This is a genomic window from Massilia sp. LXY-5 (genome assembly GCF_059801075.1).
On sequence record NZ_JBNNEH010000002.1, the window covers coordinates 490443 to 510071 of the forward strand.

At 66.8% G+C, this 19629-nt stretch carries 17 protein-coding genes; 8 read left to right on the plus strand and 9 right to left on the minus strand.

Annotated elements, in window-relative coordinates:
* Positions 1–32 precede the first annotated feature (32 nt).
* Both ACI48I_RS05685 and ACI48I_RS05690 read right to left on the minus strand, forming a co-directional pair.
* Positions 33–1562 (minus strand): amidase, encoded by a 1530-nt coding sequence (locus tag ACI48I_RS05685; protein ID WP_498573579.1) that lies wholly within the window; start codon positions 1560–1562, stop codon positions 33–35.
* 72 nt (positions 1563–1634) lie between these two features.
* The gene (locus ACI48I_RS05690; RefSeq protein ID WP_193684970.1) at positions 1635–1928 is read right to left on the minus strand and encodes a hypothetical protein; all 294 of its coding nucleotides are present in this window, start codon (positions 1926–1928) and stop codon (positions 1635–1637) included.
* A 170-nt stretch (positions 1929–2098) separates the two neighbouring features.
* Here ACI48I_RS05690 and ACI48I_RS05695 point away from each other — a divergent pair, with 170 nt between their 5' ends.
* A complete protein-coding gene (locus ACI48I_RS05695; protein ID WP_498573580.1) occupies positions 2099–3772 on the plus strand; it encodes a response regulator in 1674 nt (557 codons plus the stop codon).
* A 22-nt stretch (positions 3773–3794) separates the two neighbouring features.
* Here the strand turns inward: ACI48I_RS05695 and ACI48I_RS05700 are convergent, their stop codons facing one another.
* Together ACI48I_RS05700 and ACI48I_RS05705 are read right to left on the minus strand one after the other, a co-directional pair.
* Positions 3795–4250 carry a response regulator gene (locus ACI48I_RS05700; protein ID WP_498573581.1) on the minus strand — a complete coding sequence of 152 codons (456 nt, stop codon included), beginning with the start codon at positions 4248–4250 and terminating at the stop codon, positions 3795–3797.
* Between the two features lie 19 nt (positions 4251–4269).
* Positions 4270–6537: an ATP-binding protein gene (locus ACI48I_RS05705; RefSeq protein ID WP_498573582.1), complete on the minus strand. Its 2268-nt coding sequence runs from the start codon at positions 6535–6537 to the stop codon at positions 4270–4272.
* 245 nt (positions 6538–6782) lie between these two features.
* On the opposite strand from ACI48I_RS05705, the gene ACI48I_RS05710 reads away from it, so the two are divergent.
* Together ACI48I_RS05710 and ACI48I_RS05715 are read left to right on the plus strand one after the other, a co-directional pair.
* The gene (locus ACI48I_RS05710; protein WP_498573583.1) at positions 6783–8687 is read left to right on the plus strand and encodes a hybrid sensor histidine kinase/response regulator; all 1905 of its coding nucleotides are present in this window, start codon (positions 6783–6785) and stop codon (positions 8685–8687) included.
* Positions 8688–8700: 13 nt separating this feature from the next.
* Positions 8701–9657: a pyridoxal-phosphate dependent enzyme gene (locus tag ACI48I_RS05715; protein WP_193684975.1), complete on the plus strand. Its 957-nt coding sequence runs from the start codon at positions 8701–8703 to the stop codon at positions 9655–9657.
* On the opposite strand, the gene ACI48I_RS05720 is transcribed toward ACI48I_RS05715, so the two are convergent.
* Entirely contained in the window at positions 9621–10802 is a 1182-nt protein-coding gene (locus ACI48I_RS05720) for an esterase/lipase family protein (RefSeq protein ID WP_498573584.1), read from the minus strand. The genes ACI48I_RS05715 and ACI48I_RS05720 overlap by 37 nt on opposite strands.
* 132 nt (positions 10803–10934) lie before the next feature.
* Positions 10935–12203: a dienelactone hydrolase family protein gene (locus tag ACI48I_RS05725; protein ID WP_498573585.1), complete on the minus strand. Its 1269-nt coding sequence runs from the start codon at positions 12201–12203 to the stop codon at positions 10935–10937.
* 51 nt (positions 12204–12254) lie between these two features.
* On the opposite strand from ACI48I_RS05725, the gene ACI48I_RS05730 reads away from it, so the two are divergent.
* The 5 genes from ACI48I_RS05730 to ACI48I_RS05750 all read left to right on the plus strand — a co-directional run bounded on the left by ACI48I_RS05730 (position 12255) and on the right by ACI48I_RS05750 (position 17242).
* The gene (locus ACI48I_RS05730) at positions 12255–12494 is read left to right on the plus strand and encodes a hypothetical protein (RefSeq protein ID WP_498573586.1); all 240 of its coding nucleotides are present in this window, start codon (positions 12255–12257) and stop codon (positions 12492–12494) included.
* The gene (locus tag ACI48I_RS05735) at positions 12494–14707 is read left to right on the plus strand and encodes a hybrid sensor histidine kinase/response regulator (protein ID WP_498573587.1); all 2214 of its coding nucleotides are present in this window, start codon (positions 12494–12496) and stop codon (positions 14705–14707) included. Before ACI48I_RS05730 ends, ACI48I_RS05735 begins: the two co-directional genes overlap by 1 nt.
* A gap of 81 nt (positions 14708–14788) precedes the next feature.
* On the plus strand, positions 14789–15355 hold the full coding sequence (locus ACI48I_RS05740) for an NADPH-dependent FMN reductase (protein ID WP_498573588.1): 567 nt from the start codon (positions 14789–14791) through the stop codon (positions 15353–15355).
* A gap of 29 nt (positions 15356–15384) precedes the next feature.
* Positions 15385–16008 carry a tRNA-uridine aminocarboxypropyltransferase gene (locus ACI48I_RS05745; RefSeq protein ID WP_193684980.1) on the plus strand — a complete coding sequence of 208 codons (624 nt, stop codon included), beginning with the start codon at positions 15385–15387 and terminating at the stop codon, positions 16006–16008.
* 106 nt (positions 16009–16114) lie between these two features.
* On the plus strand, positions 16115–17242 hold the full coding sequence (locus ACI48I_RS05750) for a PA0069 family radical SAM protein (RefSeq protein ID WP_193684981.1): 1128 nt from the start codon (positions 16115–16117) through the stop codon (positions 17240–17242).
* Positions 17243–17347: 105 nt separating this feature from the next.
* On the opposite strand, the gene ACI48I_RS05755 is transcribed toward ACI48I_RS05750, so the two are convergent.
* From ACI48I_RS05755 to ACI48I_RS05765, 3 genes are all read right to left on the minus strand, one after another.
* Positions 17348–17797: a hypothetical protein gene (locus tag ACI48I_RS05755; RefSeq protein ID WP_193684982.1), complete on the minus strand. Its 450-nt coding sequence runs from the start codon at positions 17795–17797 to the stop codon at positions 17348–17350.
* Between the two features lie 156 nt (positions 17798–17953).
* Positions 17954–18523 (minus strand): gamma-glutamylcyclotransferase, encoded by a 570-nt coding sequence (locus ACI48I_RS05760; RefSeq protein ID WP_193684983.1) that lies wholly within the window; start codon positions 18521–18523, stop codon positions 17954–17956.
* Between the two features lie 89 nt (positions 18524–18612).
* Positions 18613–19533, minus strand: a complete 921-nt coding sequence (locus tag ACI48I_RS05765) for a LysR family transcriptional regulator (RefSeq protein ID WP_193684984.1) — start codon at positions 19531–19533, stop codon at positions 18613–18615.
* Positions 19534–19629 lie beyond the last annotated feature (96 nt).

Genomic DNA, 19629 nt, shown 5'->3' on the forward strand with positions numbered 1-19629 from the left:
CCTTGATGCCATTGGCCTCAAGGACCCCTAGGTCATGCAGGCACCAGGGTGCTTGTCGACTTCACTCCTTCCGTTGTCAGCGGCGCCAGCCGCTCGAACCACGGCGCCGCCTGTTCCAGCTGGTGCGCCAGCTGCAGCAGCTTGTCCTCGCTCCCGAAGCGCCCGACGAACTGCACGCCCAGCGGCAGCCCGGCCGCCGTCCAGTGCAGCGGCACCGACATCGCCGGCGTCCCGGTCAGATTGGCCAGCTGGGTGAACGGCACGTAGCGCAGGCTGTCGCGCGCGATCTTGTTCACGGTGCCTTCCAATAAACCCAGGCGCGCCAGGATGCCGAGCAGGCCGCTGCGCTGCAGCAGGTCGAGCACGAATTGCTCGCCGCGCGGCGGGTCTCCTTCGCCGTGGCGGATCGGGGGATGGGCCAGCGTCGGCGTCAGCAGCATGTCGTAGCGTGCGTGGAAGCGCGCCAGCGCGCGCGAAAATTCGTTCCATTTGGCCAGCTGGGTCGTCAGGCGCCCGGCCGGGATGCTCGCGCCCAGCGTCGCCAGCAGCCGTGCCGTCAGCTCGACGTCGCCCGCGCCGGCGCCGAGCGCCTTGCCGCGCGCAAGCATTGCCGGCACCTGGCCGAAATACACGTGCAGGAAACTCTCCGCCAGTGCCGCGCCGTCGAGTTCGGGCGCGGCTTCCTCGACTTCATGGCCGAGCCCGCGCAGCAGTTGCACGGCACGCTGAACGGCGGCCACCGCTTCGGGGTGGACCTCGGTGCCGATCGGCGAGACGGTACTGAAGCCGATGCGCAGCTTGCCGGGATCGCGCCTGACGAGTTCGCGGTAGGGGGCGGCAGTCGGGGCGATGTCGAACGGGTCGCCCGGCTCGTGGCCGGCCAGGATGTCCAGCGCCAGGGCCGAATCGCGCACGCTGCGCGAGAGAACCCCTTCGCTCGAGGCGCCGAACCAGACTTCGCCGATGGCCGGCCCCGAAGACACCCGGCCGCGCGAGGCGCGCAAGCCGAACAGGCCGCAACAGGCGGCCGGGATGCGGATCGAGCCGCCGCCGTCATTGCCCGCCGCCATCGGCACGATGCCGGCCGCGACCGCGGCTGCCGCGCCGCCGCTCGAGCCGCCCGGCGTGTGCCCGAGGTTCCAGGGATTGCTGGCGCGCCCATACAGCACCGGGTCGGTGACGGCCTTCAGGGCAAACTCGGGGAGATTGGTCTTGCCGAAGATGACCAGGCCCGCTTCCAGGTAGCGCCGTACGACGGCCGCATGTTCGGTCGGCACGTAGCCGCGCATCGAGCGGCTGCCGAAGCTGGTCGGTACGCCTGCATAATCCTGCACGCCGTCCTTGATCAGGAAGGGCACGCCTGCCAGCGGTCCGGCGAGCGAACGGGCCAGCTGCGCACGCGCCTGCGGTTCGAGCAGCCGGCACACGGCATTGATGCGTCCGTGCACCTCGGCATTGCGGGCCAGGGCCAGGTCGAGCAGTTCAGAAGCTGTCACGTCGCCGTGCTTGACGAGGGCGGCGAGGGCGGTGGCGTCGTGTTGCAGGTAATCCGCGAAATCCATGAGGCATCCTGTGAACGGTATGCCAACATGAAATGGCTTTATCGCAATATTGTCAAGTTAAAATCAAATCCGTCATTTCCGGCGCTTCTTGTCGTTGGAGGTGTAGGTGCGCGTATAAAAGTCGGGCGGCTTCTTCGCCACCCACGCGATGAAGGCGCGGATCTCCTCGTGGCCGCGCAGGGCGTCCCAGGTGTGATAGCTGCGCAGCAGTTCGCGCTCGGTGAAGGCCGAGTGGATCTTGCGATGGCAGATCTTGTGGATCGGGAACTGTTCCTTGCCCTTGAAGGTCTTCGGTACCAGATGGTGGCGGTCGATGTTGACCGTGCCCAGTTCGCGACCGCACAAGGGGCAAATTGGATCGTGCATGCTTCCCCGTTCGGCAAAAAAACGCTGTCAATACAAGGTGGTGGCGAATCCCGGGGCGTCAAGCACGATAGTGAAATTGATGAACTCGCTTTTCACATTGGTGTAGAATCAACGCTTCACAAAATGCAACTTGGCCTCTGCGATGTCGGCAAAACGAGGTCTTGATACCGATGATCGAAGACGATTCGAATTCCTGTTCGATCCTGCTGATCGATGACGAGCCTTTTGCACAGCAAATCATCGAGCATGGGCTGAAAACCTGCGTCAAGCACATACTGCGTTACGAGTCGAGCCCGGCGCGGGCCGCCGACCTGGCGAGCGAGCTGAACGTCACCGTGGTGCTGGTCGACCTGCGCATGCCCGACCTCGACGGCTTCGAAGTCACCCGCCGCCTGCGCGCCAATCCCGATACCGAACACATCCCCGTCATCATGCTGTCGTCCGAAGACGATCCGGAAGTCAAGGCGCAAGCCTTTGCCGCCGGCGCCAACGACTACATGGTGAAATGGCCCGATCCGCGCGAACTGGTGGCGCGCGTCCAGTACCACAGCGACGCCTGCGTCGCCCGGCGCGAACGCGATGCGGCCTTTGCCTCGCTGCGCGTGAGCCAGCAGCAATTGGCCGCCAGCGAATCGGCCCTGCACCAGGCGCAGAAGATGGAAGCCATCGGCCAGCTGACCGGCGGCGTGGCCCACGATTTCAATAACGTGCTGCAGATTATCGGCGGCAATCTGCAACTGCTGAAACTCGTCGGTGGCCTGAACGAAGCAGGACGCGCGCGTGTCGAGATGGCGCTGGCCGGCGTCGAGCGCGGCGCCAAGCTGTCCTCGCACCTGCTCGCCTTTGCGCGGCGCCAGCCGCTGCAGGCGGTCGTCCTCAATCCCGGCCACCTGCTGCGCGACATGGACGACATGATGCGCCGCGTGCTCGGGCCGAATGCGCGCATCGTCACCGACATCGATCCTTCGCTGTGGAGCACGGTCGCCGATCCGAACCAGCTGAACAACGTATTACTGAACCTCGCCATCAACGCGCGCGACGCGATGGGCGGCAACGGCACCTTGCTGATCAGGGCCAGCAACGCGGGCGGCGACGCACCCGGCCCTGGTGCGATGCTGCCGCCCGGTGTTTCGCCCGGCGAATATGTCGTCATCGAAGTGGCCGATACCGGCAAGGGCATGCCGCCCGACGTCCTGCAGCGTGCCTTTGAACCCTTCTTCACCACCAAGCCGGTCGGGCAGGGCACGGGCCTGGGCCTGTCGATGGCCTATGGTTTCGTGAAGCAGTCGGGCGGAGAAATCGTGCTCAGCAGCGAAGTCGGACGCGGCACCAGCGTGCGCATCTTCCTGCCGCGCAGCGAAACCGAAGCGGCACAGCCGGAAGCCCATGTGGACGTGCCGCTGTTCGGCGGCCTGGAGACGATCCTGGTGGTGGAAGACGAGGAAGACGTGCGCAGCTCGACCTGCGCGATCCTGTCCGCGCTCGGCTACCAGGTACTCGAAGCCTGCGATGCCGCCGGCGCGATTGCGCTGGTCGAGAGCGGACGCCAGATCGACCTGGTGTTCACCGACGTCATCATGCCGGGACCGGTGAGCAGCCTGCAACTCGGCGAAGCGGTGCGCGAGCATCTGCCGAATGCGCAGATTTTATATACCTCGGGTTATGCGGAAGGGGTATTGGCGCACGAGGGCAAGGTCAGCGCCTCGGTGCATTTGCTGCAGAAACCGTATCATCCGGATGCGCTCAGTGCGCGCATCCGTCATTTGCTGCGGCCCGGGCGCAATGCCGGCGCAGCGGCCAACGCGCAATGCGCGGCCAACAGTACGGGCGCCACGGCGGCCTGAGCCGCAGGCACCCCCCCGGCGATCAGTTGGGCGGAATATAGCGGAACGAACCCGGCGGCGGTTCGTTCAGCACTGCCCAGAAAATCCCCAGGTCGGCGATCGCGCGCACGAATTCCTTGAAATCGACCGGCTTCACGACATAGGCATTCACGCCCAGTTCGTAGCTCTTGATCAGGTCCTGTTCTTCCTTCGACGAGGTCAGCATCACGACCGGCATGCTCTTCAGGCTGGCCGTCTTGCGGATCGTCGCCAGCACTTCCAGACCGTCCACTTTCGGCAGCTTCAGGTCGAGCAGGGTGACGGCCGGGTTGCCTTCCGAGCGTTCGGCGAATTCGCCGCGGCGCAGCAGGTAGTCGAGCGCCTCGGCGCCGTCGCGTACGACGACGACTTCGTTGGCGAGCTGGCTGCGCGCCAGTGCCACCAGAGTCAGTTCGAGGTCGTTCGGGTTGTCTTCGACCAGCAGGATGGGTTTTAACATGGTTGGCTAGGTAGTGCGATTAGAGTGCGAGTTTGCGCGGAATACTGAATGAGAAGGTGGCGCCCTGGCCCTGCACGGAGTCGGCCCAGGCACGTCCGCCATGGCGCTCGACGATGCGGCGCACGTTAGCCAGGCCGATGCCGGTGCCCTGGAAGTCTTCCATGCGGTGCAGGCGCTGGAACACGCCGAACAGCTTGTGCACGTAATCCATGTTGAAGCCGGCGCCGTTGTCGGCGATGTGGAACACCGTTTCCTGCGCGTCCTGTTCGGACCAGATCCGGATCTGCGCCGGGTCGCGCTGGCCGCTGAATTTGATGGCGTTCGACAGCAGGTTCTGGACCGCCAGGTGCACGAAGGTCGGGTCGGCCGTGATGCGCGGCAGCGGCGCGATATCCCATTCGACATTGCGCTGGCCGATTTCGATGGCCAGCTTGTCGATGCAGGAGGCGACCAGCTTCGACATGTCGACTTCGACCGGACGCAAGGCCGCGCGGCCCATCTGCGAGAAGCTCAGCAGGTCGTCGACCAGCTTGCCGGCCAGGCGCGCCGATTCCTTGATGTTGGTGAGGAAGCGCTGGCGCATGGTCGTGTCTTCGCTGCCGGCGGACTCCAGCAGCAGGTCGGAGAAGCCGACGATGTGGCGCAGCGGCGCGCGCAGGTCGTGCGAGACCGAATACGAGAACGCTTCCAGTTCCTTGTTGGCGCGGCCGAGTTCCTCGGCCAGTTCGGCCATCTGCTCGGCGCGTTCGAGTGCGATGCCGAGCAGGGCGCTGCGGAACTCGCCCGTCAGTTCGATCTCGGCGACGTGCCAGGGCAGGCTGACGCCGTGGATGACCTCGCGCCATGTGGCAAAGCTGGTGCGCGGGGTCAGCGGCGCCGGAATGGACGCCATATCGGAAGCGCTGCCGGACGCCGTACCGGACGCCTCCTTCTCATGCGGGTTGCCCGCCCATTCGATCGTGTGCACGACCTCCGGACGGAACCACAGCAGGTAATGCTTGTGCAGGCGCGAGATCGGCATGGCCAGCAGGCCGCTGGCATTGCGCCGCAACGCAGCCGCGCCGGGATAGTCCTGCGAGAGCGCGTCGGTGTGATAGATCTCGCTGCCATGACCCTGCAATTCGAGCCAGGCCACCAGGTCTTCGATGGCCGCGGCGTCGGGCGTATCGCCATAGGTCAGCACCCGGTCGCCGGCCACGATGGCCACGCCGCCGGCGCGCGCGAAACGCAGCAGTTCGGGGAAGATGCCGCTCATGTTGTCGATGACGTCGGCGCCCTTGGTGAGATTGCCCAGCATCGCGACCATCATGCGCCGCACTTCCAGGCGGAACTGCAGTTCGCTGGCGTCCTCGCGCGATTCGATACACAGGGCGAGCACCTGGCCCAGCTGTTCGCAGGCCGTGCGCTTCTCGAAAGGCAGCGGGCAGGGCGTCTCGTTATGGCAGGAAATCAGGCCCCAGAGCTTGCCCTTGACCATCAGCGAGACCGACATCGAGGCCAGGGTGCCCATGTTGCGCATGTACTGCAGGTGCACCGGCGAGACGCTGCGCAGGGCGGCGAAAGACAGGTCGTTGCGCTGCCCGCTCACCGGGTTTGCCGGCGGCACCAGCGGCGCCGGGACGTAGTTCGCGTCCTGGATCAGGCGGATGCGCGAGAGCGCGTACAGGTCGCGCGCCTGGGACGGGATGTCGGAGGCCGGAAAGCGCTGGCCCATGTACGAGTGGTAGCCGTCTTCCTTCGACTCGGCCATCACGTGGCCGTGGCCGTCGCGGTCGAACTGGTAGACCATGACGCGCCCGAAACCGCTGACCATGCGCACGTGGTGGGCGGCCAGTTCGGCGAGCGACTCGACCGACTGCTTCTCGTTAACCTTCAGCAGGAAGTCGCCCAGCAGCGGATACAGGTGGCGGTAGTCCAGCGGTTCGGCGCGCAGAGCGGCTTCGAACTCGAGCAGGACCAGGCCGTCCCATACGTGGCCGAGCACGTCGAAGTGGCGCTCGTTGATGGCGGCCGTGCACAGGTAGAGCGGGCGGTTGCCGAGCTTGTCGCCCGGCAGGTCCTGGCTCAGGCCTTCGGCGGCGGCGCCGATCACCTCGGCCAGCGGCTGCCCGCAAGCGGCCTGCGCCTCGACGCCGATCCAGTGCGCCAGGTTGGCGCTGGCCTGCAAGACCTTGCCCTCCTGCGAGAGCGTCAGCAGGAAGCCGTGTGGCTGGATGCTGCCGGGAGTACGGATCGGTTCCCGGTCACAGCCGGACAGGTCGAGCGGTGCGGAAGAGGGTGGAGTCATGAGGCGCGAGCGGGGCACGGCTGGGTTGCAAAAGCAGTATTCTAGCGTGAAAGGCAAGGGGTGGTACGGGGCAATTGTGGGCGTTTTCGTGCACCTGCAACGCTGAGACGAAAGGCGAGTTTTTTGGGCGGATCGGGGCTTGACCTTTTTTCAGGAGAGTGGATCTTCTGGCAAGGTTTGCGTGGGCAGTGCGGACGGTTTGGGTTTATGATGACGCGTTATCCGCCACCGCAGCCTCTGCCCCAATGAACAATCGACCCGCCGCCAGGAAGCCGTTGACCGAAGAGCAGCGCTTCCAGTACCTGATTTCCGGCATCAGCGACTACGCGATCTACATGCTCGATACGGAAGGCCACGTCAGCAGCTGGAATGCGGGCGCGCAGCGCTTCAAGGGCTACCTGGCACCCGAAATCCTGGGCGAGCACTTCTCGCGCTTCTACACCCCCGAGGACCGCGCAACGAACCTGCCGGAGCGCGCGCTGGCCACGGCCCTGGCCGAGGGCAAGTACGAAGCCGAGGGCTGGCGCATGCGCCAGGACGGCACGCGCTTCTGGGCCAGCGTCGTGATCGACCCGATCTATGACGAGCATGGCACGCTGCTGGGCTACGCCAAGATCACGCGCGACATCACCGACAAGCGCCAGGCCGAACAGGCCCTGCGCGCCAGCGAAGAGCGCTTCCGCCTGCTGGTGCAGGGCGTGACCGATTATGCGATCTACATGCTCTCGCCCGAGGGCGAGGTGAGCAACTGGAACGTCGGCGCCGAACGCATCAAGGGCTACCAGGCCGACGAAATCGTGGGCCAGCATTTTTCGCGTTTTTATGCCGAGGAAGACCGCCTCGACGGCAAGCCGCAACGGGCGCTCGCCATTGCCTCGCGCGAAGGCCGCTACGAGGCCGAGGGCTGGCGCGTGCGCAAGGATGGCACCCGCTTCTGGGCGCACGTGGTGATCGACGCCATCCGCGACGACATGGGCGAACTGATCGGCTTTGCCAAGATCACGCGCGACCTCACCGAGAAGAAGAAGGCCGACGCCGCGCTGGCCGAGGCGAATGCGGCCCTGTTCCAGGCGCAGAAGATGGAGTCGATCGGCCAGCTGACGGGCGGCATCGCGCACGATTTCAACAACCTGCTGTCGGTGCTGGCCAGCGGCCTCGAGGTGCTGAGCCTGGGGCGCGGCGTCAGTGCCGACGCCAAGACCTTCGACAGCATGCGCCGCGCCGTCGAGCGCGGGGCCACGCTCACCCAGCAGCTGCTCGCCTTTGCGCGCCAGCAGCCCTTGCAGCCTGAAACGCGCAGCGTGAACCGCCTCATTTCCGGTTTCGAATCGGTGCTGCGGCGCGCGGTGAACGCCTCGATCGCGTTCACGGTCAAGCTCGAGCCGCAGGTGCGCACCACCGTCATCGACAGCGCGCGCTTCGAGTCGGCCATCCTGAACCTGGTCGTCAACGCGCGCGACGCCATGCCCGACGGCGGAGACCTGCAGATCGAGACGGCCAACGTCGACCTCGCCGAGCGCGAAGTGGGTGGCCTGGCGCCGGGTCCCTATGTTCGGGTGACGGTGACCGATACCGGTACCGGCATGTCGCCCGAGACCGCGGCACGCGCCTTCGAACCCTTCTACACGACCAAGGAAGTGGGTAAAGGCACGGGCCTGGGCCTGTCGCAGGTCTACGGCTTCATCAAGCAGTCCGACGGCGAAGTCGTGATCGGCAGCTCGCCCGGCGAAGGCACGGCGATCAGCATCTTCCTGCCGGCCGCGCCCGGGCAGGACGGCGGCACGCACCAGGATACGACCGAGCTGGTGCTGATCGTCGAGGACGAACCCGACCTGATGGACGTCGCTTCGGCGCTCTACATCAGCATGGGCTATGAAGTCGTCACCGCCTCGAATGCTTCGGAAGCCTTGAGCCTGCTGGCCAGCCGTAAGGTCGACATCCTGTTCACCGATGTCATCATGCCCGGCATGAACGGCATCGAGCTGGCGACCTACGCAAGCGAGCACTATCCTGAGGTGAAGATCATCCTCGCCTCCGGCTATCCGCTGCCGGCCCTGATCCTCGAGAACGCGAACCTGGATGACTTCGCCTTCGTCGGCAAGCCGTATCGTTTGTCGGACCTGGCGCGCGCCCTGCGCACGGCCGCCTGAGGCTGCGCTCGCCATGGCGTTGCACATCGCCACGCCGCTGCTGCCCTCGAACGCCTTCGACCCCGGGCCGGGGCAACAGGTCTGGCTGAAGATGGAGGCGCTGCAGCCGAGCGGCTCCTTCAAACTGCGCGGCATCGGCCACGCCTGTGAAGTGTATGCCGCACGCGGGGCAGGCCGCATCGTCGCCTCGTCCGGCGGGAATGCCGGCCTGGCGGCGGCCCATGCGGCGCGCCGGCTCGGCCTGCCGGCCCTGGTCGTGGTGCCGCAAACGACCAGCGGACGCGCCCGCGCCCTGCTGGCGCGGGAAGGCGCGCAGGTCTGCGTGCACGGCATCTCCTTTCAAGAGGCGAACGCGTACGCGCAGTCGCTGCTCGGCCCGCAGGACGCCTTCATTCACCCCTTCGACGATCCGCTGCTGTGGGAAGGCCACGCCGGCATGATCGACGAAGTGGCGGACGCCGGCCTGCGCCCGGATGCGGTCGTGCTCTCGGTCGGCGGGGGCGGGCTGCTCAGCGGCGTGGTGGCCGGCCTGCGGCGCCAGGGATGGAATGACCTGCCCGTGTTCGCGGTGGAGACCGCAGGTGCCGATTCCTATGCGCAGTCGCTGGCGGCGGGCGAACGCATCGAACTGCCGGCAATCAACAGCATCGCCACTTCGCTCGGCGCCCGTAAAGTGTCGGAGCATGCCTTCGCGCTGGCGCGCACGCACCCGATCACGCCGGTCGTGGTGACGGACGGGGAGGCGGTCGCGGCCTGCCTGCGCTTCATGGACGAGCACCGCGTCGTCGTCGAGCCGGCCTGCGGCGCCGCGCTGGCGCTGGCCTGGCGTCCCGGCGGCCCGCTGGCCGCGTTCGACAAGGTCCTCGTCATCGTCTGCGGCGGCGCGACCGCCACCGTGGCGCAGCTCCAGGCGTGGGGGGCGCAGCTGAACGTTCAGAGCGCAAACAGGATGTCGGAAACGCGCTCGTAGATCGGTTCCGCCGATGGTCCCTCGTGCGGCCAGTCCAGGACGTCGAAGTGGTCGTAGCCGCGGTAAGTCCCGAGGTAATTCCAGATGCCGGGCACCGGGGTGCCGTCGAAGTCGCGCACCGGGTGCCCGGCGGGGGCGCGCATGCTGCTGGTATTGACCACGCCGTCGTTGGCGAACCAGCTGCTGTCGATGCGCACCCGGCCCGGCCCATCCTGGGTATAGCCGCCCATCCCGTGCTGCAGCATCGAGGGCACGATCCATTCCCCGGCATAGGTTTTGTAATAGGCGAACATGTCGCTGCGCGGGTACTGGTAGCGGCGGTTCTGGAGCGGCGCGATGCGGCGGTCGGTGGCGTTGCAGCAGGGCGCGCCGGCTTCGGTCGCCTGGGTGCCGACCGAAAAATAATGCACCCGGGGCGAGGTGCGCGCCCAGGCATTGAAGCTGCGCGCGCCATCGGGGGCCAGTTCCCAGTTGGCGAGATCGGCGAGCAGCCAGTCGCGCAGCGGCGAGCGCAGATCGGGCAGGATGTCGAGCACGGCGTCGCGCAGGGTGGTGCCGTTGTGCGGCGCCGAGATGGTGGTGACGCTGCGGATCCACCCCGGCTTGCCGCCCCGGTACAGTTCGCCGTCGCCGCCCTGCGGGTCGCCGTGCTCGAGCAGTTCGACCAGGGCGCGGATGGTGGTGCCGCCCTGGCTATGGCCGATCATGTGCAGCGGGTGCTCCGCGTCCCAGGGCGGATACAGCGCCGGCGGGTAACCCATCGGATTGTGCTGCGGGTCGGCCGCCCAGCAGGCGGGCGCTTTCCCGAGGCTGCCGGCCGCCGCGTGGCGCGCGCCGTAATCGACGCAGCCCCCTTTGATCTGCGCGTACAGTTCGGCCGCCCGTTCACGGTTGCTGGCGATCGCGCCGACGACGGCGGTGAAGACCGTGTGCGGGCCCTTGTAGGTGCGCAGGTGGGCGGCGAGGTCGCCGTAACCGCCCCAGTACAGGAAGCCGCTGCGCGGAAACTGGTCGGGACCGAAGCCGAGGAAACCGTGCACCAGCACGACCGGATCGTTGTTGGCGGCGCGGGCGCTGCCGTCCAGCAGGGCCAGCTGGGCTAGCACCATGAACAGCGTGGCGAACAGGATCCGGGACAGGCGCATGGAGCACTCCGAAGGGGCGATGGCCTCATTGTCGGAGCGGGCAGGGCTGCAGCGTTTGCGCCAAGTCGAGCCCGCGCAAGAAAGACGCCGGCGGCGCAACGGATGAGTGCGCCGCCGGCTTGACTGAAAGGCTTATTGTGCCGTCGGGGCCGCCTTGGCCGCCGGTACGGCGCTGCCACCCACCGCGCCCGGCGCGTTCGGATCGGCCGGCGCCGCGATCGAGGCCGTCATGCTGGCCTTCTCGGCGGCGTCGACGCGGTTGCCGTTCCAGACCACATAGTCGTCGATCGAATACAGTTTGCACGGCTGGGTGCTCTTGGCCGAGCAGGTGGCCAGCGCGCGCGCATCCGGCGCCTCGCCTTCCTCGGCCCAGGTCCAGGCGCCGGACGGCGACACGGCAAAGGCGCGCGGCGTCATCTTGGTCAGGTAGTCGGCATAGGCGCGGCGCCCGTTTTCCGAGAGGAAGGGCACGGCCTCGATATCGTCGATTTTCGCGAAATCGGTGCGCGGCGGGGTCGGCGGCGCGGGTACGTCGTACAGCACCTCGGTCGGCATGCCGACGCCCTTCAGGAAGCGCATCGTGTCGTCCAGCCAGATCTTTTCGCCGTCGCGGCTGGCGAGCATGCCGTGGGCGTCGCGCTTGAACGAAGGGAATTCGACCAGGCGCGCCTTGCCGCCGGCCTGGGCATAGGCTTCGTGCAGGCGGTTCGCCAGATCGGGCCCGAACAGCGAATCGTTTTCGCCATACATCCACAGGCTCGGCACCTTGCTGTTGGCGCCGTATTCGGCAAAGGCCGACACCAGCGCCGAGCGCCAGGCGCAGCGGTCGCTGTCGTCGCGCAGGCCGCCGGCAAAATTGATCAGGCCGCGCACGCCGGGCAGGTCCTGGGTGCCGAGCGCCATTGTCGCCAGGCCGCCATACGACTGGCCGGCCACGACGATGTGGGCGCCGTCGACCCAGGACTGGGCCCGTGCGAACTCGAGGGTCGAGCGGATGTCCTCGGCCTGCAGGTAGCCGTTGGTCTTCATGTCGCAGCCGCGGTCGCGGTAGCGCCCGGTCGAATTGGCGAAACCCTGGCGCATCGGCACCATCACCGCATAGCCGCGCTTCACGAACGCCGCGGCCATGTGATAAAAGCGGTCGCGCGGCTGGGCGCTCGGACGGCCCGGGTCCTTGCCGTGGTTGATGACCAGCAGCGGGAACGGTCCGGGACCGTTCGGGCGGAATACGGTCGTCTCCAGCATCGCGCGGTTTTCATCGCCGGCCGGCACCTGTACGATCTGCTCGTTCATCCGGTAGTCGAGCTTGAGTTCCTGCTCGATCGCGATCCCTGGCAACATGGCCATGGCGGCGAGCAGGGCGGCGGTGATCTTGCGAACGGTGGGGCGAACTCTAAACATGGGAGACTCTGGAATGCCTGCCGGTGTGACAGAATTGCTGATCGGAATGAATTGATTCTAGGCACCTCGACAGTCGAGGGCAATATCCGTTTCGGCAATTCCAGAGCTAAATTTTTGTGTGTGGTTAAGATGTTTATTTATGTCCATATTGAACAGGCTGAACGGGACCTCAAACGCCTGCAGGAGCATGATTTAAAAGGAAATATTGCAGATTTTTCAGCTGTCGCTCCGGCCGCTGCCGGAGCGCAAACGGGCGCCCCAGAACGCGCCCGTCGTCATAGGGAGATGTGATGCGATTCCGGAACCGGCTACTGCTCCTCGTGGTCGCCATTCTGGTGCCCGCCTTCATCGGCGCGGCGCTGGCGGTGGCGTATGTCTACGTGGAACAGCAAAAAGACCAGGAGCGCAGCGTGGCGGAAACCGGCCATGCGTTCGCGTTGCTCATCGACAACGAAATGCGGCACCAGGAGGGTATCCTGCGCACCCTGGCCGCGTCGCCCGCGCTGGCCGCCGGCGACATGGCCGAGTTCTATGCGCATGCGCAGCGGGCCGCCGAGGGCGTCGGCGCGGTGGCGATCCTGCTGGACCTGGACGGCAAGACCGTCCTCAACACCCGGCGCCCGTTCGGCAGCGTAGTGCCCGGGCGCAACCCATCGAACCTGCCGGCGCTGGTGGAGCGCTTCGGCGCGGCCGGCACCCTGGTCTCCGATGTTTTTTATGCGCCGCCGGTGCGCCGCCACGACTTCATGATGCAGGTGCCGGTCCGCATCGAGGGCCAGGTGCGCTACTACCTGCTGCTGGGCCTGCACGTCGGCATCGTCCAGCAATTGCTGGTGCGCCAGCATTTCCCGGGCACCTGGATCGCCTCCGTGGCCGACCGCAACGGCCGCATCGTGGCGCGCTCGCGCGACCCCGGCCGGTATGTCGGCACGCTGCTGCGTGAAGACACGCGCAGGCGCATCGCCGCTGGCGACGGCGCCCTGATGTTCGACGGCGAGACGCTCGAAGGCATCCCGGTGCGCGCCCTGGCCAGCACGGTGCCGAACACGGGCTGGAAGGTGTTGATCAGCATTCCCACGGCCGAGATCCGCCAGGTACCGATCAGGGCCGCCGCTTTCCTGGCCGCGATCATGGCCGTGCTGCTGGTGCTGGCCCTGGCGGCCGGCCGCTGGTTCGCGAACCGGGCAACGGCGCCGATCGAATACCTGGGGCGCTGCGCCGACCGCCTCGGCAACGGCGAGGAGGTGACTTACCACCCGCACGGACTGGAAGAGATCGACAACGTGGCGCGCCGCATGACGGAAGCCAGTAAACAGATCCGGCGCTCGCAGCGCGAGCTCGAACAGCGGGTGAACGAGGCGATCCGCGCCACCGAACAGGCGCAGGGCGCCTTGCTCAAAAGCCAGCGCCTGGAATCGCTCGGACGCCTGACGGCCGGCATCGCCCACGAATTCAACAACCTGCTGCAAACCCTGACCACCGCTTTGCAGCTGGGCGCGATGCTGGCCAGGGATCCGAAGCTGCAAGGCCTGATCGACACCTGCAAGCGCACCGTCGGGCGCGCCACCAAGCTCACCGGCCAGCTCGGCTCCTTCGGCCGGGTGCAGGAAGGGCGGCTGCTGACGGTCGATCCGAAGCTGCAGCTGGAAAGCGCGCTGCAGCTGATCCGGGGCGGCGTGGGCGAGGCGGTCGCGGTCGACACCGATTTCGCGCCCGACCTGTGGCCGGTGACGGTCGAACCGCTGCAGTTCGACCTGGCGCTGCTGAACCTGGCAATCAATGCGCGCGACGCGATGGACGGCGGGGGCGTGCTGCGCATCATCGCGCGCAATGTCGCCCTGGACACGCCGCCGCAGGGCCTGGCGCCCGGCGACTACCTGCACCTGAGCGTGGTCGACGGCGGCGCCGGCATGTCGCCCGAGGTGCTGGCGCACGCGCTCGACCCCTTCTACACGACCAAGGCGCCGGGGCAGGGCACCGGGCTCGGCCTGCCGCAAGCCTATGCCTTCGCGGCCCAGGCCGGTGGGCTCCTCACGCTCGACAGCGCCCTGGGGCGCGGCACGCGGGTGCACATCTACCTGCCGCGTGCGGATGCGGCGCCGGCCCCGGCCCCGGCTGTCCCGGAGGCGCCGGCGGTATTGCGGCAGGAGAGCGGCAGCGTGCTCTTCGTCGAAGACGACCCGCTGGTGCGCGAAGCCGTCGCCGGCGGCCTGCGCCAGGCCGGCTTTACGGTGCGCATGGCCGAGAGCGGCGACGCCGCCCTGGCGCTGCTCGACGCCGGACTGCAGGTCGATGTCGTGTTTTCCGATGTCGTCATGCCGGGCAGCCTGAGCGGCATCGACCTGGCGCGCGCCCTGCGCCGGCGCTGGCCCGAGCTGCCGGTGGTGCTGGCGACCGGCTATACCGAGCGCCAGGTGGCGCTGCCTGACGTGCCGATCCTGGCCAAGCCCTACGACATCGCCCAGGCCGTGCGCCTGCTGGGCGGCCTCGTCGCGCAGGAATAGTTGTATGGGGCAAAGCGGCGCCGGCCGCTGCGCGACCTGACTAGAATGAGCACGGGTTGTTCTTCACTTGAGGAGACGGACATGGTCAAGGTGGCGGTGATAGTCGGCAGTACCCGTCCGGGGCGCAAGGCGCTCGACGTGGCGCGCTGGGTAATGGACGCGGCGTCGCAGCGCAGCGATGCGAGCTTCGAGCTGGTCGATATCCAGGATTTCAAGCTGCCGCTGCTGGACGAGCCGGTGCCGCCCTCGATGGGCCAGTATTCGAAGCCGCACACGATCGCCTGGGCCGACAAGATCGCGCAGTTCGACGGCTTCGTCTTCGTTACGCCCGAGTATAACCACGGCACCTCGGGCGCGCTGAAGAACGCCATCGACTTCCTCTATAAAGAGTGGAACAACAAGGCGGCCGGTTTCGTCGGCTACGGCAGCGCCGGCGGCGTGCGCGCCGTCGAAAGCCTGCGCCTGGTGATGGGCGAACTGATGGTGGCCGACGTGCGCGGGCAGGTGATGCTGTCGCTGTTCACTGACTTCGAGAATTTCGCCACCTTCAAGCCGGCCGCGCACCATGGTCAGTCCTTGACCGCCATGCTCGACCAGGTGGTGGCCTGGAGCGGGGCGCTGGCGCCGCTGCGCACATCTGCCGGCTGATACAATCGGCGCCTTTTGCGCGCTGACCGATGACGCCCGATTCTCCTCCCCGCCGCGCCGGCTGCGCGGCCTGCCTGCGCGCGCAATCGGCCTGCATCTGCGCCTGGGTGCGGCCGGTGTCGCCCGCGGCCGGGCTCTTGATCCTGCAGCATCCGCTCGAAGTGGCGAACGCCAAGAACAGCGCGCGCCTGCTGCACCTGTGCGTTGCCGGCAGCCGGCTTGCGGTCGGCGAAGCCTTCGATCCGCTGGAGCTGGATGCGCTGTTGCATGCGGATGGCCGCCGGCCCGTGCTGCTGTATCCGGAGACGCCGGACGCGCCCGCGGCCCCGGCCACCAGCCTGCCCCCGCCCGGGGAACTGCGCCTGGTGGTGCTCGACGCCACCTGGCGCAAGAGCCGCAAGATGCTGCACCTGACCCCGGCCCTGCAGCGCCTGCCGCGCCTGGCCCTGAGCGAGATGCCGGCCTCGAACTACCGCATCCGCAAGGCGCACGCCCCGGACCAGCTCTCGACCCTCGAGGCCACCGCCTACGCGCTGGGCCAGGTCGGCGGCGACATGGCGCTCGTTGCGCCCTTATTGGAGGCGTTTGACGGTTTTGTGCAACAACAGGCCGCTTTCGTGCCCCTGGACGCGGCGCGCACACGGCACGCTTGAGTTCAGGCGCTGACGGGCGTACCATACTGTATAAACATACAGTATGAGGTGCACAGTGGAACTGCGCGAACGAACAATTGACCGGGAATACAGTGCCGAGCAGCCAATGTTGCCGCCGCGTCCGCTCGCGGTGTCGAAAGGGCGGGGCGCTGTATCCAACATGCAAGGCCGGTACGAGGTCAACGGCCGCGAGGGTTTCGACGACGGCTGGGACGCCGGGATCGAGCCCGGCGATGCGCCGCGCTTCAAGACTCAGGTGACGGACGAAGTCGCAAAGAGCATCCTCTCGCGCAACGCCTCGCCCGACATCCCGTTCAAGGTCTCGCTGAATCCCTATCGCGGATGCGAGCACGGCTGCATCTATTGTTTCGCCCGTCCCACGCACAGCTATCTCGGCCTCTCACCCGGGCTCGATTTCGAGACCAGGTTGTTCGCCAAGGTCAACGCTGCCGAGCTGCTACGGCGCGAGCTGGCGCATCCGGGGTACAAGCCCGAGCACATCGCCATCGGCGTGAATACCGACGCCTATCAACCCTGCGAGCGCGAGATGCGCCTGACGCGCCAGGTGCTCGAGGTGCTGAGCGAATGCCAGCATCCGGTCGGCATGATCACCAAGTCCTCGCTGATCGAGCGCGACATCGACCTGCTGGCCCCGATGGCGGCCAAGGGCCAGGCCTGTGCCGCGATCACGATCACCACGCTCGACTCGGAAATCTCGCGCACCCTGGAGCCGCGCGCCGCCGCCCCGGCGCGGCGCCTGCGCACGATCCGCACCCTGACCGAGGCCGGCATCCCGGTCAGCGTCAGCGTGGCGCCGATCATCCCTTTCGTCACCGAACCGGAAATCGAGCGCATCCTGGAAGCGGCGCGCGATGCCGGCGCCGTCAGCGCCCATTACGTCGTGCTGCGATTACCCTTCGAGGTCAATCCGCTGTTCCAGCAATGGCTCGAAGCCCATTTCCCGGAACGTGCCCAGCGCGTGATGAACCGCGTGCGCGAGATGCGCGGCGGGAAGGATTACGACAGCGACTGGGGCAAGCGCATGCAGGGCGAGGGCGTCTGGGCCGACCTGATCCGCCAGCGTTTTACGAAGACCGTCGAGCGGCTGGGCCTGGGGAAGCTGGGCAGCCGTTTCGAGCGGCTCGATACATCGCAATTCCGGCGGCCGCTGGTGGTGCCGGCGGCGACCGGCAAGGCGGGCGCGAAGGGGGCGGCGCAGCTGGATTTGTTTTGACGAGGGGGCGGCGGGCCATCGGACCCGCCGTGGCGCCCGCGTGTATCTGCGATGTGGGCGCCGCAAAGCGTCGAACCATGCGCAATAGCGGGTGCCGCTGCGGCTTCAGGGAGTGCCGGAATCGATCGCCTCGATGGAGCGCTCGATCGCCTTGTCGAACGATTCGCGCAGTGCGGGACTATCGATCTGGCTCGACGCCCAGGCAAGCCGGGAGGCAAAGCCGATGTGGAAGTCGGCATGCGATTCCTGACTCCACGGCTCCGGGTGCGGTCCCAGACCGCGATGTGGCCCCCACCATGGCGGCAGCCTGGGTGGCCTTGGACGGGTAGGGCACCAATCGTCGAGGTCCATGAATGCGATCGCGGGGTCGAGACCGAAGCGATCGGCCTGCCACGCGGTATGCGCAAACTCGGCGGCAATGGCAGCGCCCAGTTCGTGCGCTGGAAGGAGCTGCGCATTGAGTGCGGCGAGACTCAATGGGCCGCGGGGGATCAGGTCGAAGATCGCGGGAAGCCGCGCTCCGAGAATGGCGAGGATGCGACGGTCGATGGACATGGCCTCTCCTGGTGAACGTAATCGGACCGTCCTCTGGCGCGAGGACAGCTGTTCGAACGACCGATGTTCGACCCTGAAGGTTCAGGAAAGTGCCGGAAGAGTTGACGCCGCGAGGCTGCGGCGCCCTGGGCCGGGGTCACGACGCCGGCTGGAAACTCACGATCGGGCCGCGTCGATCAGGTGGCGCTCGATCTCGAACACGTGCGCGTCATGCTTGCCCAGCGCCCGCAGCGCCCGGGCCAGTTCCAGAAGGTATTCGCTGTTCGGGCCGCTCGGCCCGGCCGCACCGGCAATCTGCTGCGCAATCTCGTGCTCGGTCGCGGGGCCGAGAAACGCCGCGTTCTCGTGCGTCGCGATATACACCAGTCCCTCTTCGCTGCCGCCGTCATCGAACGCGATATCGATCGCCAGCCGCAGGTAACCGTTCTTCTCGCGGTGGTCGAGGTGGGCGAATTCCTCCGGCGTGACCAGGTAGGCCATGCCATGGCAGACGGCGCCTTCTTCCGGCACCAGCGTCACCACGCGGCCGGGCGCGGCCTCGGTGCCGCGGTGGTCGTGCGAACCCTGCCAGAAACGGCGGGTCCAGCCGCGGATGCTCGCCGGGCGGCGTTCGATGAAGGGGAAGTCGGCCTTGAAGATCAGCGAACCGTAGCCGAACAGCCAGACTTCATGGTGGCCGTCGAATTTGTCCATGCGCTGGTTGATCGCGATGGTGTTCAGGGACATCTGTGGCACTCCTGCTGAAACGATCTGCAATCCGTCGATTCTAGCCCAGCGCGGCGGCCGGCGCAGAGCCCCGGTTCACGCCTGCTGATTCATGCTTGCATCATGCGCGCCTCGCTGCGCTTTCCCTCCACATACGGAAACAGGAAATCGATGAAGCTCTGCGCCGCCGGCGACAGCGAGCGTCCGGCGCGCGTGTAGACGAAAAAGCGCCGCGTCAGCCTGGGCTCCTCGAGCGGGCGCATGTGCAGTTGGTAGAGCTGCACCAGCGGCTCGGCATACGGCAGGCAGACGGTGATGCCGAGCCCGGCGCTGACCATCGCCAGCGCCGTCGTCATGAAGGTGACTTCGTTGGCCGGTTTCAGGGGCACTTCGCGCAGCAGGGCTTGCATGTCGGCCAGCAGGCGCTCCGTGAATTGTCCCTGCAGGGCGATGAAGGGATAACGCGCGACGTCCTGCCAGGTGACGCGCGCGTTCGCCTCCAGGGGGTGTCCCTGCGGGAAGACGAGGGAGAAGGGCATCTCGAACAGCTCGCGCGCTTCCAGTTGCGGCGCCGGTTCGCGCTCGGGTCCGATGCCGAAATCGGATTCGCCCGAGAGCACGCGCGCGATCACGTTCTCGACCGGGCTGTCGGCGACCCGGACATCGATGTCCGGTTGCCCGCTGCGGTAGGCAGCCACGGCTGCGGGCACCAGGGTGCAGCACATCAGTTGTGGCGCGGCGATGCGCACCACGCCTTTTCGCAACTGCGTATGGTCCGCCACGTTCGCCAGCGCACCGTCGAGATCATCGATCATCTGGCTAAATAGCGGATACAGCTCGCGGCCGATGTCCGTCAATACGATGCGGCGCGTGGAACGGTCGACGACGCGTGCGCCGAGGGTCTGTTCGAGCTCCTTGATCAAGCCCGAAAGAGCCGATTGTGTCACGTGCATGGACGCTGCCGCCGACGTAAAGTTATTGGTCTTGGCGAGCGCCACGAACGCGCGCATCTGGCGCAGGGTGGGATTCATAGGATAGTCTGATAAATCAGGCGGAAAATATTGTTTGTATGATAGTTCGTTTTGACTTTTAATGGCGGCAACTAATGCCCGGACTAAGGAACTCGC

Coding starts and splice junctions, on each gene's coding strand:
- ACI48I_RS05720 (WP_498573584.1), bottom strand. CDS start 10,802: ATGCGCCTGTCCCGGATCCTGTTCGCCACGCTGTTCATGGTGCTAGCC.
- ACI48I_RS05760 (WP_193684983.1), bottom strand. CDS start 18,523: ATGTCCCTGAACACCATCGCGATCAACCAGCGCATGGACAAATTCGAC.
- ACI48I_RS05735 (WP_498573587.1), top strand. CDS start 12,494: ATGCGATTCCGGAACCGGCTACTGCTCCTCGTGGTCGCCATTCTGGTG.
- ACI48I_RS05725 (WP_498573585.1), bottom strand. CDS start 12,203: ATGTTTAGAGTTCGCCCCACCGTTCGCAAGATCACCGCCGCCCTGCTC.
- ACI48I_RS05745 (WP_193684980.1), top strand. CDS start 15,385: ATGACGCCCGATTCTCCTCCCCGCCGCGCCGGCTGCGCGGCCTGCCTG.
- ACI48I_RS05690 (WP_193684970.1), bottom strand. CDS start 1,928: ATGCACGATCCAATTTGCCCCTTGTGCGGTCGCGAACTGGGCACGGTC.
- ACI48I_RS05705 (WP_498573582.1), bottom strand. CDS start 6,537: ATGACTCCACCCTCTTCCGCACCGCTCGACCTGTCCGGCTGTGACCGG.
- ACI48I_RS05695 (WP_498573580.1), top strand. CDS start 2,099: ATGATCGAAGACGATTCGAATTCCTGTTCGATCCTGCTGATCGATGAC.
- ACI48I_RS05755 (WP_193684982.1), bottom strand. CDS start 17,797: ATGTCCATCGACCGTCGCATCCTCGCCATTCTCGGAGCGCGGCTTCCC.
- ACI48I_RS05700 (WP_498573581.1), bottom strand. CDS start 4,250: ATGTTAAAACCCATCCTGCTGGTCGAAGACAACCCGAACGACCTCGAA.
- ACI48I_RS05715 (WP_193684975.1), top strand. CDS start 8,701: ATGGCGTTGCACATCGCCACGCCGCTGCTGCCCTCGAACGCCTTCGAC.
- ACI48I_RS05685 (WP_498573579.1), bottom strand. CDS start 1,562: ATGGATTTCGCGGATTACCTGCAACACGACGCCACCGCCCTCGCCGCC.
- ACI48I_RS05710 (WP_498573583.1), top strand. CDS start 6,783: ATGAACAATCGACCCGCCGCCAGGAAGCCGTTGACCGAAGAGCAGCGC.
- ACI48I_RS05740 (WP_498573588.1), top strand. CDS start 14,789: ATGGTCAAGGTGGCGGTGATAGTCGGCAGTACCCGTCCGGGGCGCAAG.
- ACI48I_RS05750 (WP_193684981.1), top strand. CDS start 16,115: ATGTTGCCGCCGCGTCCGCTCGCGGTGTCGAAAGGGCGGGGCGCTGTA.
- ACI48I_RS05765 (WP_193684984.1), bottom strand. CDS start 19,533: ATGAATCCCACCCTGCGCCAGATGCGCGCGTTCGTGGCGCTCGCCAAG.